The sequence below is a fragment of the Mesorhizobium sp. WSM4845 genome (assembly GCF_055811455.1).
In genome coordinates this window covers 57,294-75,667 of sequence record NZ_JBVVQA010000027.1, presented here as the reverse complement: position 1 = coordinate 75,667, position 18,374 = coordinate 57,294, and the positions used below count along the sequence as shown (strand labels likewise).

The window sequence follows — 18,374 nt, the reverse complement described above, 5'->3', positions numbered from 1 at the left end:
ATAGACCATGTTTTTGCGCGTCGACAAGCTTCAGATCGAATTACCGGCACCGGCCCAACAGGATGTCAATGCCGCTTCAGCGCTCCAGGAGTTGCTTGGCGGGAAATACGGAGAAATGTCCACACTCGGTAACTACCTCTTCCAAAGCTTCAATTTCCGATCAAAGAGCAAGTTGAGGCCGTTCTACAGCCTGGTCGCGGCCATCACCGCCGAAGAGCTTGGCCATGTCGAATTGGTCAGCAATGGGGTGTCGATGCTTGCGAACGGTCCTGATGAACCCGGCGCTGACACGGTAGGTCCGACAGATATCACCGGCGCGCCGTTCGATATGATGAAGGACGCAAGACTGGCTGCCGGATTTTTGTCGCATGGTGGTGGCGCCGTGCCGATCGATTCAAATGGCCTGAGCTGGAACAAGGATTTCGTTACAACGACCGGCAACGTTATTTTTGACCTCCTCCACAATTTCCACCTCGAATGCGGAGCCCGCCTTCACAAACTGCGGGTCTACGAAACCTTGTCGGACCCGACCGGACGGGAGGTCTGCGGATATCTGTTGGTAAGGGGATCGGTACATGCCCATGCCTATGCCCTCGCGCTCAAACAAATAACGGGTGTCGAAATCGAGAAGATGCTTCCAACGCCCAACATTCCGCTGGCAAACATCCCGGAGAGCCAGAAATATCTTGAGGAAGGCTCGCACCGACGCCTTTATACATTCAGTCCCGAAGATTACCGTGAGATAGCTGGGATCTGGGGCAATGGCGAAATGGCTCTCCCGGACGATCCTCCAGGTGAATTGGAGGTTGTCGAAGGAATGCCGGATGGCGGAAAGATCCAGGAGTTGGTGGGAGAGCCATCAGCTTTCACACCGGATTACGCGCCTGAGGAAATGTACGAGATTGCATCCAAGCTTTACAAGGCGTCTCGGTAACGAGCCTCGATCGGTTAATGACGATGCCGTCGTTGCAGGCAAAGCCCGCGATCAGGCCGGGCCCAGCCGGACACCGTCCCGACTCGCGCTCCGGCTAATACAGCGGCTTGGCCATGTGCCGGGGCGTCGGCCATTCGGTCGTGATCCCGGGCTGCACCGGCCGCTCGAGATAGGTCGACAGAACCACATAGCTTCGCGTCGAGGTCACGCCAGGCGTTTCGTAAAGCCGCGACAGCAGGCCTTCGAGCGCCCTTGTGTCCTCGGTGCGGACCTTGATCAGCATGCATGTGTCGCCGGCCACCGAATGGATCTCCTCGACTTCGGGATGCTCGGAGATCGCCATCAGTTCGGGGGTCTTTCCCCAGCCCTTGGTGTCGATGTGCACGAACGCAAGCAACGGCTTGCGCACCGCCTTGGGATCGATGATCGCCGCGGTGTTGCGGATGGCGCCGCTGCGCCGAAGCCGCTTCACCCGTTCATGCGCGGCCGGCGGCGACAGGCCGACGCGATCACCGAGCTCGGCATAGCTGACCGTGGCGTCGTCGACCAGAACGCCTAATATCTTTCGGTCGGTCGCGTCGACATCGCGGGCAGCAGGCCTGTTCTGCAGAATGCCATCTGTTTCTTCATCCATGGTGAAATTCCTTATTGATACAGAATTTAATACGGCGATTATCGGCATATGTCGAACAGTGATCAAGTCGCAACATTTACGGCAAGGCCGCCTATCCCGGCGCTCGCCTATCTCTTGACCGGATGCATCGCGGTGATCGGCTCGAACTCGCTGGTTCTCGGTCCGATAGCGCCGGCGGTGGCCGCGTCGTTTGCGACGAGCGTGCCGGCCGTCATGATCGCGTCCGCTGCGTTCGGGCTTGGCACGTCGGCAAGCGCCTTGTTCCTGGCCCGCCATATCGATCGGCTCGGCGCCCGCCGCATGCTGCAAGGGGCGTTGTTGCTGCTGGCGGTCGCGCTCCTCGCCAGCGCCGCCGCGCCGACGGTAACGACGCTGGTTGCGGCCCAGCTTCTCGCCGGAATCGCCGCCGGTATCGCCATGCCGGCAATCTATGCCAGCGCCGCGGCGATCGCGCCGCCTGGCCGCGAAAGCGGGACCATCGGCGTCGTGCTGACCGGCTGGACCCTGAGCATGGTCGCCGGCGTCTCGTTGTCGGCGGTGCTTGCCGACCTGGTGCACTGGCGTGCTGTTTTCGGGGCGGTCGCGGTGCTTGCGGCGCTCGCGTTGACCGGCCTTACGCTGACGTCGTTGAGCGACGTCAGGAAAAGCGGCCCGGCGCCGACGCCGCTCGGCGCCTTGGCCGTGCCCGGCATCGTGCCGCTCCTGGTCGCCTGCGGCGCCTTCATGACCGCCTTCTACGGCGTCTATGGCTATCTCGGCGATCATCTTCACAATGGGCTGGGACGGCCGGTCAGCGCCAACGGCCTGGCCGCGCTCGCCTATGGCATTGGCTTCGGCATGGCGGCACTGCTTGACGGCGTCATCGATCGGCTTGGCGCGCGACGTGTCATGCCGTTCGCCTATCTGCTCGTCGCGGCCGTCTATGTCGCGCTCGCCGCGGCAGGCAGTAGTTTCCATCTGACCATCGCGATGGTCGCGCTCTGGGGCCTTGCCAATCATTTCGGGCTGAACGTCCTGGTGATGCGCCTCTCGGCGCTCGATCCGGCGCGGCGCGGCACGATCATGGGCCTGAACAGCGCAGTCACCTATCTCGCGGTGTTTGTCGGCACCACCGCCTTCGGTCCGCTCTATTCCAGCTTTGGTTTTGCGGCATCGGCGGCGGTTGCAGCCTTGCTCATGCTGGTTGCCGCTGCTGCGGCGGCGTGGCATTCGCCGCGGCCCGTGTAGTCGCGGAGCCACGCGGCGGCAGAGCTTGCGCTCCCGTCCTTTCCTTCGATAAATGCAAATGAAAGTGCCACGCGTCCGGAAGCGCTGTATACGGGTATCCGGCTGTGAGCCTGTCTGGACAAGCGATGAACTTGACGCTTGAAACCACCGCCGACCCATCGCCGAAAGAACTCGCTTTTCTCGGGGAGCGGCTCAGCGCGTTCAACGACAGCGAAGTCGGTCCGGCCAACAGGAAGGTGCTCGCCGTGTTCGTGCGCGACGAGCACCGTGCGGTTGTCGGCGGCATCTCGGGATACACCGCCTGGGGCTGGCTTTATGTGCAGTGGCTGTGGGTTGATGAGCGGCTGCGCGGCCAGCACATGGCCGGCAGGATGCTGGACGCAGCCGAACAGGAGGCCGGCGCACGCGGCTGTCATGGCGCCTTGATCGACACCTTCAATCCCCAGGCGGCCAAGGCCTATGAGCGTCAGGGATATCGGCCGTTCGGCGTGCTTCCCGATTTTCCCGCCGGTCGCAGCCGGGTCTTCCTGCAGAAGAAACTGCTGGCTTGATCAGCCGGCAAGGCGTCCGCCGCGCATCGGCTGCGGCACACCGGTGGTGGTCGGGAAACTGATCGGCAGGCCCCTGAGCACGCGAACCGCCAGGAAGGCAAAGCACTCCGCCTCGACCGCGTCACCCTTCCAGCCGAGCGCCTCCGCCGGCACCGCTTCGACGCCGGCGCGGCTGGCGAGCATGGCCATGATCGTCGGGTTGTGGCGGCCGCCGCCGCTGACCACCAGCCGCTTTGGCCGGTGCGGCAGGAGGTCGAGCGCCTTGCCGACAGCCGCGGCGGTGAAGGCCGTCAGCAGTGCGGCGCCGTCCTCAGCGTTCATCCCATCCGCCATGGCCGCGCCGAAATCGAACCGGTCCAGCGACTTTGGATAGGGCTTGGCCAGATAGGGATGCTGCAGGAGCTTGGCCAGCCGGGCTTCGTCCACAGTGCCGGCGCGGGCCAGAGCGCCGTCGCGATCCATGTCGCCAAGCCCTTTCGCCTTGATGAAATCGTTCAGCGGCGCATTGGCCGGTCCGGTGTCGAAAGCGACGACATTGTCCTTGCCGTCCCACCAGGTGATGTTGGCGACGCCGCCAAGATTGAGCACCGCCGTGTCGCCGCTGATATCGGCATCGCGCAGCAGCGCGGCGTGATAGGCGGCCGACAGCGGCGCGCCTTGCCCGCCGGCGCGCATGTCGGCCGAACGGAAATCATAGGCGACCTTGGTCCCCAGTATGGCATGCATCAAAGCCCCATCGCCGAGCTGGCGGGTCTGGCCGAGCCGGCCGGTTTGCGGGGCGCGATGCAGCACAGTCTGGCCATGGAAGCCGACGACGCCGATATCGGCCATCGTCAGCCTGTAGCTTTCGACCAGGTCCTTGACCGCTGCTGACTGGGCGCGCGTCAGCGCTTCTTCGGCTTCGCGAAAGATCGCCGGTTCCGGTCCGGCAAAATTCCACGCCCTGGCCTGATCCAGCGTCTCCTCCAGCAGCGTCCGGATCGATCCGGGGTAGGGCGCCAGCGTGTAGGTGCCGAAATCCTCGATCCGCTCGCCGTCGGTCTTGATCAGCGCAACATCGATATTGCCGTCCAGCACCGTGCCGGTCATCAGCCCGACGGCCCAGATTGGTTCGCCACTTTTCGCAATCATCATTTGTTAGGCTCCGTTGGCGCGATCGCCGACCGATGGGCGAATCTCGATAATCCCGCTGTCGAAATGATGTGTCGGATGGATCCGTTTGGGGAGCAAGGTCTCCCATGCCCCTGCCTTTGTCGAAGTCGATCCATCCTGTATACTGGTATACCGGTATCCAGACAGCTCACGCCGTCTTTTCGCCGATCGCCTTTCGCAAAAACCCGCCCGCATTGTCGAGCGCCTTGCGCGCCTCTTCGATGCCCAGCCCGGTGATTGTCACCAGTATCGCCAGCTTGACGTCTTTGCCGGTCTGGTCGAGCGCCCGTCGTGCCTGCTGCGCTGTGCAGCCGGTGGTCTGCATCACGATCCCGACCGCCCTGGCGACCAGCTTCTTGTTGCTGGGATTGAGGTCGACCATCAGGTTCTGGTAGCTCTTGCCGCTCCGGATCATGCTGGCTGTCGTCAGCATGTTGAGAACCAGCTTTTGCGCGGTTCCCGACTTCAACCGGGTCGAGCCGGCGAGAACCTCGGGGCCGACAAGCGGAGAGATGGCAATGTCGGCAATGCCGGCAATGACTGACCTGTGGTTGCAGGAAAGTGCCACCGTCGTTGCTCCCACCTGCCTTGCATAGGTCAAGCCGCCAATGACGTAGGGTGTGCGGCCGCTGACCGCGATGCCGACCACCACATCGTCGGCGGTCAACTTGATGCCCTGCAGTGCCTTGATGCCTTGTTGCGGATCATCCTCGGCGCCTTCCACAGCCCGCACCAGCGCATTCGGGCCGCCGGCGATCAGACCGAGCACCATGCCCTCGGGCACGCCAAATGTCGGCGGACACTCCGAGGCGTCGAGAACCCCCAGCCGGCCGCTCGTGCCGGCGCCCATATAGACAAGCCGCGCGCCTTTTTGAAACGCACCAACGATCCGGTCTACCGCGGCAGCAATTTCCGGAATGACCTTCTCGACGGCGGCCGGAACGCCGCTGTCCTCGTTATTGATCATGCGCAGGATCTCGATGGTCGGCAACAGGTCGATATCCATCGTCCTCGGGTTCCGATCCTCGGAAACCAGCCGCTCCAGCTCCGCCATCAACTCCTGTTCGTTCATCCGCCTGCTTTCAAACTTCTTGCCATCGGCAACAAGTAATGTGATGCGGCGCCGGGCGTTGACCAGTACCAGAGCTGGCATCGACAGGCTCGCCGGCCAAACTAATGTTGACAACATCATCTGTTGTTGATCAAAGTTCAGCATGAATTGCGCGGGCCGGGGTGAGGCGATGGACGACCTTGGAGCACAGGAACAGGCAGTGCTGGATCTCATTGCGGCGAACCCGTTCGCCGGCCAGCAGGATATAGCGACCGCGCTCGGCATTGCCCGCTCGACCGTCGCGGCCCACATCGTGCAGCTCGTCAACAAGGGCTACATTCTTGGTCGCGGCTATGTCTTGCCGGCCTCCAAGCGCATGATCTGCATCGGCGGCGCCGTCCTCGACCGCAAGTACCACGCCAGGAAGGATCTGATCTTCGGGACGTCGAACCCGGTCGCCGGCTACCGCAGCTTCGGCGGCGTCGCCCGCAACGTCGCCGAGAACCTTGTCCGCCTCGGCGTCGACATAAGCTTCGTTTCGATTGTCGGCGACGACGAGACCGGCCGCTCGCTGGTGCGGCATCTGCGCGACCTGGGCGCCGACGTCAGCCAGGTCATCACCACCACGGAGCGGCCGACGGCGGAATATGCAGCGATCCTCGACCTCAATAACGATCTCGTGCTCGGCATCGCCGACATGGAGATCTTCGATCTGTTTTCGCCCTCCTGTCTCGACCGTTTCTGGCCGCATCTGGCTTCGGCGAATTGGGTGTTCATCGACTGCAACCTGCCGGCCGCGACGATCGCAGCGCTGATGTCACGCAAGCAGGGCGCGCGCTTCAAGCTCGCCGTCGACACGGTGTCGTCGCCGAAATCGGCGCGCCTGCCCAAGGACCTGACCGGCATCGACCTTTTATTCACCAACCATGACGAGGCCAATACGATGCTTGGCATCACCGATGCCGACAAGCGGCTGAAGCCGAAAGAGGCCGCGGCGGCGCTGCGCGCGGCCGGCGCCAGCGGGGTGATCGTGACCATGGGCGCGCACGGATTTGCGGTCGCGACCGAAGGCGGCGTGGCAACGATGCGTTCCGTCCCGGCCCGCGCCGTCGACATCACCGGAGCCGGCGACGCAATGATTGCCGGCACCCTGTACAAGGTGCTTTCGGGCGATCCCGTGCTTGACTCGGCGCGCACCGGGGCGTTGCTCGCCACGCTGACCACCGAGAGCGAATCCAGCGTCCATCCCGATCTGTCGCCGCGCTTCCTCACCGCCGGCATGTACCGCATTCCCGCCTGAACGCGAGCCGAACCCTGAAAGCGAAATGACGATGAAACCTTCCCTTCTCCACCTGAACGACGAAGTCGCGGCAGCACTTCGAGAAGGCCGCGCGGTGGTGGCGCTGGAATCGACGATCATCACCCACGGCATGCCCTATCCGGCCAATCTGGAGACTGCCCGCGGCGTCGAGACCGTGGTGCGCGAGAATGGCGCCGTGCCTGCCACCATCGCGGTGGTTGCCGGCAAGATCAAGGTCGGGCTCGATGACCGTGAACTGGAGCAGCTGGCAGCGGCAAAGGACGTGGTCAAGGCGTCCGGGCGCGACCTCGCCGCCATTATGGTGGGCGGCGGCTCGGCCGGAACCACGGTTTCGGCGACGATGCGGATCGCTGCATTGGCCGGCATCGGTATTTTCGCGACCGGCGGCGTCGGCGGCGTGCATCGTGGCGCCGAGGCCAGTTTCGATATCTCGGCCGACCTGACCGAACTCGGCCAGACCGGCACGACCGTCGTCTGCGCCGGCGTGAAATCGATCCTCGATATTGCAAAAACGCTGGAATATCTGGAGACCCAGCGCGTGCCGGTGATTGCCTACCAGAGCGACGACTTTCCGGCTTTTTATACGCGCTCCAGCGGACTTAAAGCCGATCACCGCCTCGATACGCCGCAGGACATTGCGCAGGCCATGCTGCTGCACGAGCAGATCGGCTCGGGCACAGGCATCCTCGTCGCCAATCCAATTCCGCAACTGGATGCGCTCGATCCAGCCTTCATCGATGGCACGATCGCCGCGGCGGTGGCGGAAGCCGAAAAACGCGGCATCGGTCGCAAGGAACTGACGCCGTTCCTGCTCGCCCGCATCAACGAGCTTTCGCAGGGCCGCAGCCTGAAGGCCAACATCGCGCTGGTCCGCAACAACGCGGCGCTCGCTGCCCGCATTGCCGTGGCGCATGCGGGATTGAAGGACATTAAATAGCGGAACTGCCGGCCACAATCGCTGACCTGTCCAGCCGCTTTCCAGCCGCGACAGGAGTTCGGCAACCCTCTGGAACATGGGCTCAGTCGTCCGCCCTGGGCGCCTCGGTCTCGGCGCGAACCAGCTTGATGTCGGCTCCCGCCGCCCAGGCGCCGATATCCTCGCGGCGCAATGCCGCCGCCATCATGTCCGGAAACAGATCCGGCGTGCAGGCGAAGACCGGAATGCCAAGTGCGGCAACCGAACCTGCCATTGCCGGATCATAGCCGGGCCGGCCTTGGTCGGTCAGTGCCAGAAGCACGACGACATTGACGCCGGATCGAACCAGCGCCGCCAGCCGCCGCAGCAATTCCTGGCCATTGCCGCCCTCGTAGAGGTCGGTGACCAGCACCAGATGCGACTTGGTTGGCCGCTCGATACGGTCGGCGCAATAGGCGACGGCCTGGTTGATATCGGTGCCGCCGCCAAGCTGCACGCCGAACAGCACTTCGACGGGATCGCTGAGTTCTTCGGTAAGGTCGACGATGGCCGTATCGAAACAGACGAGCTTGGTGCGCACGACCGGCAGCGAGGCCATCACTGCCGCGAAGATCGAGGCGTAGACGACCGAGCTTGCCATCGAGCCGGACTGGTCGACGCAGAGAACGACTTCGTCAAGGTCGACTAGCCGACGCTGCTTGCGCATGAAACCAACCAGCTTCTCCGGCACGATAGTTTTGTGCTCGGGCTGGTAGTGGCGAAGGTTCGCCGAGATGGTGCGCTGCCAGTCGATATCGCGCGCACGCGGACGATTGGTGCGCTTCGATCGGTCGAGCGCGCCGCGTATCGCCTCGGCGGTCTTCTGCTCCAGCTTCTGCATCAGCTTGGCGACGATGTCGGCGATGATCGTGCGGGCGATGTCCTTGGTCTTGGCCGGCATGACTGAACGCAGTGAAATCAGGTCGGCGACCAGGTTGACGTCCGCCTCGATCGCCTTGAGGAACTCCGGCTCCATCAGCATCTGCTTCAGGTCCAGGCGTTCGAAAGCGTCCTTCTGGACAATCTGAACGACCTGCGCGGGAAAGAAGGAGCGAATGTCCCCCATCCATTGCGCAACGCGCGGTGCCGAGCGGCCAAGCCCGCCACGCCGCTTGCGCGGGTCACTGGCCGCCGCGCTGGCACCATCGCCGTAGAAAGCATCGAGTGCCGCCGAAAGTCGTTTGTCGTCGCTGGAAAGTGCCGCCGACGCCTCGTCATCGGCGCCGATCGCCAGGCGCCAGCGGCGCTCCCCTCCGGCATCGGCCGTGAGTGGGCCGGGCCCGTTCATTTCGCCCTCGTCATCCATTGCCGTTTCCTCCCCTCAGCAATGGTCCAAGCCGTTCCAGGTGTCGGCGCCATGCCTCGCCGCCGTCCGGCGTCGGCGTCAGGCCAGCCGGCAAGCGCGCGGCGCGGCCGAGAATCGCTTCGATCAGCCGCCGGCGCTCCATGCTGTCCAGATTGGAAAAGACGCGGCGCAGCAACGGCAGGTGTGCGATGAAAGCATCTTCGTCGAGAGATTTGAGCCAGGAATCGACCGCGCTGCGGAGACCTTCGTCATAGATCAGCCGTTGACCAGCTGTGCTGAAGAAGCCCTCGAAGAACCCCGCCGCCTCGGCGACTGGCGTGCCCGGCGACAGGCGTCGCCCGAGCAGCTCGGCTGCGGCTTCGGCGGACAGGCGGCCGGCCTCGTAGAGCAGGTGCGCGGCGCATCCGGCCAATAGCGCCGTCGCCCGCGACCCCTCGAGAACGGCAGCCAGCCCGTTGCGCCATCCGTTCAGCACGTCTTCCCCCGGCTCCACCAGCCTGATCGCCTCATCGGCCTTGCGCATCGCTCTTACCAGCGTCGCGGCGGCCTGCTCATCCAGGTCGCGTGCCGCATAGGGAAGCGCGATCGCACCTTCGACGATCAGCCGCTCCATGAGGCCGGAAAGCCGGTTCGTCTCGGTTTTGCGCGCCTCGCCGTAGCGGATGATGTCGGCGAGCGGCGGCACCGAGGCCAGAATCTCCAGGCATTCGCTGCTGCGCGCCGCGCGCGCCTCCAGGGCCGCGAGACCGGCGGTCGATGCTTCCGACAGGCCTGCCGTGATGGCGCCCTGGACCAGTGCCGCAAGCGTATCGAGGGTTGCTGCGGCTTCGATCATCTGTATCAGGCGGCCGTTGGCAGCCTTTTCGATGGTCGGCCCGTAGATTAGGTTCTCCACCAGGCGAACGGCATATTCCGGCTCCCAGGCCAGGGTCCACCGCTCGCGGAACGTGCCACGGCTGCGACCGGCGTCCGTCAACTTGCCCCAATGCACGCCGAGCACGTTCAGCCGATGCAGCAATGTCGAACGAAACAGCCCGCTATCGCTTCGCAGGTCGACGGATAGTTCCCGCTCCAATGCTTCAGGTTTCAGCCGCGCCGCCTTCTGGTTGCGCTGCAGATCCTCGATCAACGGCGCCAACGGCGTGTCGGGTGGAATTTCGCCGACGTCCGCACCTAGAAGCAGCTCGGCCTCGACCACGGCCCACAGCAACGCTTCGCCGTTGAACAGAGCCGCAATTGCGGCGTCGCGCAATTCCTCAAACCCGGGTTTCGGCCGCTCGCGAATCGCGGCGAGCGTGCGGGCGAGCCGCTCCGCTTCGATCAGCGAAGCAGTCGAGACCAGGTGACCCTTCACCCGCAGCACCGCTGCAATCATTGCAAGCCACAAGGTTGCTGCATCGCGCCGGCCGCGCGTGCGCCAGAGATGCTTGCACCAGCCGGGTGCGACGACGCCCGCGCCATAGCCGTAGCCCAGCGCCAGACGCGGTCCCGTCCACGGCGCCCATGTCATCGTGCTCTTGCGCCTTGCAATCCCCTTAAGCAGGGCTTGATCGTTTTTCTGCATGTGTGTCGCCTGCAGTGCCGGCACATGCCACGCCCCGCAGACGACGGCGATAGGTCCGTCGAATTCCTTGCGCGCCGCAGCGATTTCGAGCCGCATATGCGCTTCGCGCTGGGCCTCGAACTGCGCGATCGAGCCTTCACCATCCCTCAGCGTTATCATCGCGTCGGAGATGGCGGCGAATATGGGGCCTGGTTCCGGATTCTGCTCGATGATGTCCGACCACCAGCTTTCGCCATCCTCATAGCCGGCGGCGCGGGCCAGCGTGCCTATCGGATCACGCCGATGCGGAGCCACATCATCACGCTTGCTTGACTCCTTCGCATCGTCAGCATCGACTTTTTCCGCGCCGTCGACCGCCGCTTCCGAGAAGCGCGCCGACGACGGCAGGTCGATGAAGCGCAACGCCGCCTTGTTGTCCACGGCCCAAAGGACCGCCTGATATTCCGGCGAGAACTCGGCGAATGGCCAGAAGCTTGTCGAAGCCGGATCCTCCTCCGGATAGCAAAGCAGTGCTACCGGCGGCTGCATCTCCGGGCGGGCCAGCAACGGCAGCAGCGCGGAGGCATCGATCGGCCCCTCGATCAGCACGGCGACCGGCTGCAAATCCTGCAATGCCTGCACAAGGCTGTCGGCGGAACCCGGCCCGTGATGGCGTATGCCGAAATAGGCGACGTCGCTGTGCCCCATGACGCGTCAGATCGCTGCGTTCAAGGCCGCATAGTAGCCGGCATAGTCAGGCCGCTTCTTGAGCACTGTTTCCAGATATTCCTCAAGCACTGCCTTGTCCTGTACCGGGTCTTTAACGATCGCGCCGACAAGGCTGGCGGCGAGACCTTCGGCGCCGAGCTTGCCGCTGTCGAACCACGCCGCTTGGCTCAGCCCGCCAACCATCGTCGCGATCGCCTCGGCGGTCGACAGCGAGCCCGAGGGCGTCTTCAGCGTCACCTTGCCGTCGGCGGTCGCACCGGACCGCAATTCACGGAAGATGGTCAATACCCGGGCTATCTCCTCGCCGACATTTTTCGGCACCGGCAGGTCGAGCCCGCCGGCCATCTCGTCGACCCGCTTGGAGACGATCGCCACCTCTTCAGCCATGTCTTCCGGCAATGGCAGCACCACGACATTGAAGCGACGCTTGAGTGCCGAGGAGAGTTCATTCACACCTTTGTCCCGATTGTTTGCCGTGGCAATGATGTTGAAGCCGCGCTGGGCATAGATCGATGTGTTCAATTCCGGGATCGGCATCATCTTTTCGGAAAGTACGGTGATCAGCGTGTCTTGCACATCCGAGCCCATGCGCGTCAGTTCCTCGAGTCGGCAGAGCTTGCCGGTCTGCATGGCGCGGTACAGCGGCGTCGGCACCAATGCTTCCTGGCTCGGGCCCTTTGCCAGAAGTTGTGCATAGTTCCAGCCATAGCGGATCTGGTTCTCGTCGGTGCCGGCCGTGCACTGCACGATCAGCGTCGAGTCGCCCATGATGGCGGCGGCCAGATGTTCCGACACCCAGGACTTGGCCGTTCCGGGAACGCCGAGCAGCAACAGTGCGCGGTCGGTGGCGAGCGTTGCCACCGCGGTCTCCATCAGTCGGCGGCGACCGACATATTTTGGCGTTACCGGCGTGCCGTCACCGGCCTTCCCGCCCAGCAGATAAGTCAGCACAGCTTGTGGCGAGAGGCTCCAGCCGGCAGGCTTTTGCCTGTCGTCACCGCGCGCCAGCGCCTGCAATTCAGAGGCATAGGCCTGCTCGACCGGGAGACGGATGGCAGCGTTCATATGAATTCTCCGGATTGATCATGTGTCGGTTCTAGACTGATGTTCGGCCAGCGCCGCGTTGAGACGCAGGACGCTGAGTGATGGGGCTGCGGGCGGCATGCCGGCTGCGACGACCTCGTCGATCAATTTTGCTGCCGTGGTCGCCGTGGCAAGGAAGCCGATCGTTTCCAGTATATCGTCGGCGCCTCGGCGCATGGCGTCGTCGTTTCCCGCAACGGCGGAACGCAGCGCCGCAACAGCCGACCCATTCGAAAGATCGCCCCATTCCAGCCAGCCAGCATCAATGCCTTCCGCCAGATTGATCGCGTTGAGGTAATTCGCTTGCTTGAGGATCAGCCGGACGAGGGCTCGTTTTCTGCGACTGTCCAGGCGCGGCGTGAGGTGCAGTACGAACAGCGCTGGCTTGCCGCCATCGGCGACAAGTGCGTCGGCCATATGCGTCACCGCGGCGTCGCTCCCCGAAGCGGCGACCATTCGTGCGATCAGGATGTCGGCATTGTTGTCGGCGCCGAATTGCCAGGCTCCTATGAACTCAGATTCGGTAGCACTGAACCGCGCGGCCAGGTCGACCAGGTTGCAGGTCTCGAACAATTCGGCGCGACGCTTTTCCTGCGCCGGCGATTTGAACTTCGCCGGCGTGTAGATGCTGCGGCGGCGGATGAAGCCGGATTTGCCTTCGCTGATGAAAGCGGCGAGTTCAGCTGCGGGATCATCCGGTCCGCCATCGTTTGAACGGCCGTGCTCTCCCAACCTTGCCAGCAGCCGGCCAGCCAGTTCGCGCACCTTGCCGGACCTGTCGGCGGAGAGGCTTTTAAGGAACGGCGCGTCCTCAGGATTCAGGCCGAAGCGCATGAGCTCGACGAGCGCAAGCCTGACCTCGGCGGGCTCGCCCGACGCCTTGGCCTCGATCAGCAGTCGAGCCGAAGCCGGTTCACTGCGGCGCGCGTCTGCCAGCGCGATGCGTCGCGCGGCGGGATAGAACTCATCCCAATTTTCCGCCGTCAGTTTCTCTTGCGGGGCATGTCTCTCCCCGTCCACGCTTGCTTGCCAGTCGATCCAGGGGGCGTAGACGTCCGGACTGTTCTGATCCGACGCGACGGGCATCCAGTCCATCGGATGGAGCACAAAGCCGCGGCTGGCGACAAGCGTCACCACGCGCGTCTTGCGTCGCGCGTCGACGGCATGTTTCAGAGCGGCTCTCAACAGCGGCCGCAACCGCTCCGGCAGCATCGGGAGCGCAAGCCTGGGCAGCGGCGGCCGGCGCTTGAGCGTCTTCGGCGCCGCCGGCCGCAGGGCGACGTCGAGCGCTTGTGCTGCGATTGCCAGGAGCCGGCGCTCCTGCTCGTCGGGACTTGCACCGCCGGCGATCGTCTTCCAGGCGGTCGGAGCCAGATCGAAGGTGGCTCCGCCGGTGATCCAGCAATCGCGCATTGTCGCCAGGCCTGTTTGCTCGCCCTCGTTCACGACAGGTCAAGCCTCCCGAATCCGCTTTGAGCCGCCAGAAGGTCAAGCCGGGCGCCATCCCAGAGCGCTGCCGTGGCCGCAAGGTCGAGGCCGAGCAATGTTTGATTGACAGCGCCTGCGATCGGCAAGGCGATCCCTTGCGGATCATCCGCGGCCTGCCACCAGCCTGTGCCGCGGTCATCGACCAGGATCGCACCAGGCGGCAGTATGAGAGGACAATCGGTAATCCAAGGCGCAGCATCCTGATAGGAAGCATGCGTGGCGAGTGGGTCCTTTGCAGCGCCAAAGCTGAAATCAGGCCACGCGCCGGACGTCACTTCACCCATGCGTTCTGCCACCAGTGCGCGCAGCGGCTTGCGTGATGGATAGAAGACCAGCCGGGCATCGAAACGATCGCCCGGCGCAAAAGCGTTGGACCGGCGTCCGGCAGAAGCCGGAAAATAATCGAGCAGCACGGCAAATTCCGGGGTAGCGCACTTCAGATCGAGCAGCCAGGTCGAATGGCTGACGAGACCGTCACGGCGGCTCTCGATCTTCTCGCCCAGAACCTCCCAGAAGCTTTCGACCTGTCTTGCATCCGGATTGGCCAGAACCTGTTCGCGGGTTTCAGAGGTCGATACGAGGCGCTTCAGCTCTGGGTCGTCGGGCGACGCCCGCCATGCCTTGGCCAGCAGCACAAGCTTGCCAAGCTCACGGATCGCCGCATCCGGTTTTTCTTCGCTGCGCAGCGCCATCAGCCGCGAAGGGATCTCGTCGATGCGACCGGCAAGCGCGGTTGCCTTCATGTCGACCAGCCGCGCGGCAATCCGGCGGCAACGGTCGCTGCTGCCGTCGACAAACCCGGAAAGACCAAGCCGCAACTGGTCGGCGATCCATTGATCGAGTTCATCGAGCGCCGCCGACACTGCTTGTCGTGTGTCTTCCGCCCGCTTGCGCTGCGCAGCCTCACGACGCTCCACCGCCGCACCGTCTTCGACGGCGGCGCTGTCGTCCGTCCGTGCAGCCTCATCAATGCTTTTGGCTGCCACACCTTCTATCGGTTGCGCTGGCGGTGGCGTCGTCTTCCTGCGCCGGCCAAGCCAGTCATTCACCCATTCAGGCGAGGATTCAGCGGCTGCAAAACTGGCTGGCGCGGTGGCGGCAATCCACATCAGCGCCAGCGTGTGCTTGCACGGGAATTTTCGCGACGGGCAGGTGCATTTGTAGCCGTGATCGCCGGTGTCGACCACCACCCGATATGGATTGGAGCCGGAGCCCTGGCATTCACCCCAGATGAGCGCCTGGGGCTCATGCTTTTCGAGCCGCGGCCAGTTCGATCGTTTGGTCAGCTTGGAGGCGGCGCTCAGCGACGCCTGATCGGGAGCAAGCGCCTCAATGGTCCTCAAATCGAATTCCAAGCCGCGCCCCTCGTGACTCGAACCAAACACCTGTCGGAAGGATAGATAGCCGTTCGTGAAGAATTATTGTAGCTCTCGCAATGTGAAGATCGATACTTCTCGGCCCCTGTCCTCCTTGCCCGAATTCGCCTGATCCGCAAGCGAGCTCTACCGCCATTCGGCGGGCAGAGCATTTTCAGCAAATCGGCGGTTGGCGTCGGTCAGCCCAGTTATGCGCTCATTGAACGGGAGCAGGCCTTTGCGGCCATGCAACTGGTTCGCTTGGAGCGAGCCGTTCAGCCTTTGCCCTTCAGGTCGACAGGCATGGCATTTCAGACTGGCACCGCCCTGCACGATGGCTGCTTCAGCAGGCCTTTTTTGCCCTCTCAAGGTGATTTGAACGCTGCGGCGCTTGACTCCTGCGACACCTTGTGAAAAATTTTGCATCACCTGATAAAAATATCTTAGGGCGGAAATGGTTGGTTTTGGAAACGGCCTCCTGCGTGACGATGAAACCAGTATGGCGACGCGCGCCGCCTGGCTCCATTATGCTGGCGGGCTGACCCAGTCGGAGGTTGCCAAGCGGCTTGGCCTGACCAGCCTCAAGGCGCATCGCCTTATCACCAAGGCCAATCAGGAAGGGCTGGTCAAAGTCTATATCGACGGCGAAGTGTCGGAATGCGTCGCGCTTGAAGACGATTTGTCCAGCCGCTACGGCCTCGACTATTGCGAGGTCGTTCCCGACTTCGATGGCGAGGACTTGCCGCTCAAGGCGCTCGGCATCGCCGGCGCGCAGTTCCTCAAGCGTGAGATCGAACGCGGCGAGGACACGCTGATCGGCGTCGGTCATGGGCGCACGCTCGCCGCCTGCGTCGAATATCTGCCGCGCATATCGGCCGAGAAGACCCGCTTCGTTTCGCTGCTCGGCGGTCTGACGCGCAAGTTCTCGGCCAATCCGCACGACGTCATTCACCGCCTGGCCGAACGGACCGGCGCCGAAGCCTATGTGATGCCGGTGCCGATGTTCGCCAACACGGTCGAGGATCGAACCGTGCTGCTCGGGCAGAAGGGCATCAGCGAGGTTTTTGATCTCGGCAAGGCCGCCGACCTGCTTATCGCCGGCATCGGCACCGCCGAGCGCGAGGCGTCGCTGGTCGCCACCGGCATGATCGAGAAGGGCGAAATGGAGGAGATCCGTCGCAACGGCGGTGTCGGCGAACTGCTCGGCCATTTCTTCGATGACGCTGGAAAAGCGGTCGAGACGACGCTTTCCAACCGGGCGCTGGCGCTGGCGCGCGAAGACATCAGCAATCGCAGGATTGTCGCCGTTGCCGGCGGCAAGGTGAAGGTTCGTGCCATCAAATCGGTGTTGGAGGGTCGCTATCTCAAGGGCCTGGTCACCGATGAGCGGACGGCGCGAAAACTCGTGGAGCAGACGCCGGTCGGGTAGCCGGCAGCCATTCGATTGAAACTACCCTGTGGAGGAGAAGACAAATGCATGAGAAAGAAAAAGACCTGATCGACGCGTTCCTGCGCGGACAAGTCGATCGTCGTGGGCTGATCAAGGGCCTTGGCGCGATGGGCCTTGCCGCCGGCACGGCCGGAACGCTGCTCAATCTGGGGCAGACCCGTGCGCTGGCGGCGGATTTCGACTGGCAGGCGCACAAAGGCAAGACCATCAAGCTCTTGCTCAACAAGCACCCTTATGCCGATGCGATGATTGCCAACCTCGAAAACTTCAAGAAGTTGACCGGCATGGAAGTCATCTATGACGTGTTTCCGGAAGACGTCTATTTCGACAAGGTCACCGCTGCGCTGTCGGCCAGCTCGCCTGAATACGATGCCTTCATGACCGGCGCCTACATGACCTGGACCTACGGCCCGGCCGGCTGGATCACCGACCTCAACGAGTGGATCAAGGATCCGACCAAAACCAATGTGAACTATGCCTGGGACGACTTCCTGCCCGGCGTCAGGAAGTCCTGCGCCTGGAACGGCCAGCCCGGCGGCGTGCTCGGTTCCGACGATGCCAAGCAGTGGTGCATTCCGTGGGGCTTCGAACAGAACAACATCACCTACAACAAGGGCATGTTCGACAAGGTCGGGGTCAGCGTTCCCGGCAATATGGACGAGATGGTCGCTACGGCGGCCAAGCTGACCAAGGATGTTGGTAGTGGCGTCTACGGCATCGGCGTGCGCGGTTCACGCTCCTGGGCGACGATCCATCCCGGCTTCCTGTCGGCTTATGCCAACTTTGACCAGAAGGACCTGAACGTCTCGGCTGACGGCAAATTGTCGGCCGCGATGAACACCGCCGAATCCAAGGCCTTCCACAAGCAATGGGTCCAGATGATCCAGGAGAGCGGCCCAAAGGACTGGTCGACCTACACCTGGTATCAGGTCGGCACCGACCTTGGCGCCGGCGCCTCGGCGATGATCTTCGACGCCGACATCCTCGGCTATTTCATGAACGGCGGCGACAACAAGATGGCCGGCAAACTCGCCTTCTCGGCCTTCAAGGCCAATCCCGCCGCCAAGGCGCCGACGCCCAACATCTGGATCTGGTCACTGTCGATGTCCAACTTTTCCAAGGACAAGGACGCCACCTGGTACTTCATGCAATGGGCATCAGGGCCCGAGCATGCACTGTTCGGTGCGACCGAGATGGACTTCGTCAATCCGGTGCGTCAGTCGGTCTGGAACGACCAGATGTTCCGCGAGAAGCTGAACAAGAGCTATCCGGGCTATGTCGAGATGTTCGACGTCTCGGCGCCGGGCGCCAGCATCAAGTTCACCCCGCAGCCGCTGTTCTTCGATCTCACCACCGAATGGGCGGCGACGCTGCAGAAGATGGTGGCCAAGGAAGTGCCCATCGACGAAGGCCTCGACATGCTGGCCACCAGCGTCGACGGCCAGCTCAAGGAAGCCGGGCTCGGCTGAGTCCTGGCGGGGGGGGGGGGGGGGGGGGCGGCGGCGGGCGCCGGCGCCGCGGGGGGGGGGGGCGGGCGGGGCCGGGAGCACACACCGAGTTGTGTGATAGAATTGTTTTGTAAAAAAGGGCGGTCG

At 63.4% G+C, this 18,374-nt stretch carries 16 protein-coding genes and 1 pseudogene; 7 read left to right on the top strand and 10 right to left on the bottom strand.

Annotated features, from left to right (window positions below; translation table 11 throughout):
- Positions 1-7 precede the first annotated feature (7 nt).
- Complete coding sequence (locus AC0L2C_RS25780) at positions 8-934, top strand: manganese catalase family protein (RefSeq protein WP_128179715.1); 927 nt, start codon at positions 8-10, stop codon at positions 932-934.
- Between the two features lie 94 nt (positions 935-1,028).
- Here the strand turns inward: AC0L2C_RS25780 and AC0L2C_RS25775 are convergent, their stop codons facing one another.
- Positions 1,029-1,568 carry an Lrp/AsnC family transcriptional regulator gene (locus tag AC0L2C_RS25775; protein WP_473524719.1) on the bottom strand — a complete coding sequence of 180 codons (540 nt, stop codon included), beginning with the start codon at positions 1,566-1,568 and terminating at the stop codon, positions 1,029-1,031.
- A 48-nt stretch (positions 1,569-1,616) separates the two neighbouring features.
- Here AC0L2C_RS25775 and AC0L2C_RS25770 point away from each other — a divergent pair, with 48 nt between their 5' ends.
- Together AC0L2C_RS25770 and AC0L2C_RS25765 are read left to right on the top strand one after the other, a co-directional pair.
- The gene (locus AC0L2C_RS25770) at positions 1,617-2,795 is read left to right on the top strand and encodes an MFS transporter (RefSeq protein ID WP_473524718.1); all 1,179 of its coding nucleotides are present in this window, start codon (positions 1,617-1,619) and stop codon (positions 2,793-2,795) included.
- 125 nt (positions 2,796-2,920) lie between these two features.
- Complete coding sequence (locus tag AC0L2C_RS25765; protein ID WP_473524717.1) at positions 2,921-3,346, top strand: GNAT family N-acetyltransferase; 426 nt, start codon at positions 2,921-2,923, stop codon at positions 3,344-3,346.
- Here the strand turns inward: AC0L2C_RS25765 and AC0L2C_RS25760 are convergent, their stop codons facing one another.
- From AC0L2C_RS25760 to murQ, 3 genes and pseudogenes are all read right to left on the bottom strand, one after another.
- Positions 3,347-4,477, bottom strand: a complete 1,131-nt coding sequence (locus AC0L2C_RS25760) for an anhydro-N-acetylmuramic acid kinase (RefSeq protein WP_473524732.1) — start codon at positions 4,475-4,477, stop codon at positions 3,347-3,349. It abuts the gene before it with no gap.
- A 6-nt stretch (positions 4,478-4,483) separates the two neighbouring features.
- Positions 4,484-4,613 (bottom strand): annotated as a pseudogene (locus AC0L2C_RS25755) (esterase); the annotation flags it as partial.
- 33 nt (positions 4,614-4,646) lie between these two features.
- Positions 4,647-5,570: an N-acetylmuramic acid 6-phosphate etherase gene (gene murQ, locus AC0L2C_RS25750; RefSeq protein WP_473524731.1), complete on the bottom strand. Its 924-nt coding sequence runs from the start codon at positions 5,568-5,570 to the stop codon at positions 4,647-4,649.
- A 169-nt stretch (positions 5,571-5,739) separates the two neighbouring features.
- Between murQ and AC0L2C_RS25745 the strand changes: the two genes are divergently transcribed.
- Together AC0L2C_RS25745 and AC0L2C_RS25740 are read left to right on the top strand one after the other, a co-directional pair.
- Positions 5,740-6,849, top strand: a complete 1,110-nt coding sequence (locus AC0L2C_RS25745; protein ID WP_023800173.1) for a carbohydrate kinase — start codon at positions 5,740-5,742, stop codon at positions 6,847-6,849.
- 31 nt (positions 6,850-6,880) lie between these two features.
- On the top strand, positions 6,881-7,807 hold the full coding sequence (locus AC0L2C_RS25740) for a pseudouridine-5'-phosphate glycosidase (RefSeq protein WP_128171917.1): 927 nt from the start codon (positions 6,881-6,883) through the stop codon (positions 7,805-7,807).
- A gap of 82 nt (positions 7,808-7,889) precedes the next feature.
- On the opposite strand, the gene AC0L2C_RS25735 is transcribed toward AC0L2C_RS25740, so the two are convergent.
- The 6 genes from AC0L2C_RS25735 to AC0L2C_RS25710 form a co-directional block, all read right to left on the bottom strand.
- Positions 7,890-9,131 carry a VWA domain-containing protein gene (locus AC0L2C_RS25735; protein WP_473524716.1) on the bottom strand — a complete coding sequence of 414 codons (1,242 nt, stop codon included), beginning with the start codon at positions 9,129-9,131 and terminating at the stop codon, positions 7,890-7,892.
- Positions 9,124-11,382 (bottom strand): DUF5682 family protein, encoded by a 2,259-nt coding sequence (locus AC0L2C_RS25730; RefSeq protein WP_473524715.1) that lies wholly within the window; start codon positions 11,380-11,382, stop codon positions 9,124-9,126. Before AC0L2C_RS25730 ends, AC0L2C_RS25735 begins: the two co-directional genes overlap by 8 nt.
- 6 nt (positions 11,383-11,388) lie before the next feature.
- The gene (locus AC0L2C_RS25725) at positions 11,389-12,468 is read right to left on the bottom strand and encodes an ATP-binding protein (RefSeq protein ID WP_077381511.1); all 1,080 of its coding nucleotides are present in this window, start codon (positions 12,466-12,468) and stop codon (positions 11,389-11,391) included.
- Between the two features lie 18 nt (positions 12,469-12,486).
- Positions 12,487-13,932 (bottom strand): DUF5691 domain-containing protein, encoded by a 1,446-nt coding sequence (locus AC0L2C_RS25720; RefSeq protein ID WP_473524714.1) that lies wholly within the window; start codon positions 13,930-13,932, stop codon positions 12,487-12,489.
- Entirely contained in the window at positions 13,929-15,317 is a 1,389-nt protein-coding gene (locus AC0L2C_RS25715; protein ID WP_473524713.1) for an SWIM zinc finger family protein, read from the bottom strand. The genes AC0L2C_RS25720 and AC0L2C_RS25715 overlap by 4 nt, the downstream gene beginning before the upstream one ends.
- Positions 15,318-15,476: 159 nt before the next feature.
- Positions 15,477-15,758: a hypothetical protein gene (locus tag AC0L2C_RS25710; RefSeq protein WP_156942610.1), complete on the bottom strand. Its 282-nt coding sequence runs from the start codon at positions 15,756-15,758 to the stop codon at positions 15,477-15,479.
- Positions 15,759-15,783: 25 nt separating this feature from the next.
- Here AC0L2C_RS25710 and AC0L2C_RS25705 point away from each other — a divergent pair, with 25 nt between their 5' ends.
- Complete coding sequence (locus AC0L2C_RS25705; protein ID WP_027152561.1) at positions 15,784-16,758, top strand: sugar-binding transcriptional regulator; 975 nt, start codon at positions 15,784-15,786, stop codon at positions 16,756-16,758.
- Between the two features lie 44 nt (positions 16,759-16,802).
- Entirely contained in the window at positions 16,803-18,248 is a 1,446-nt protein-coding gene (locus AC0L2C_RS25700) for an ABC transporter substrate-binding protein (RefSeq protein ID WP_023800182.1), read from the top strand.
- Positions 18,249-18,374 lie beyond the last annotated feature (126 nt).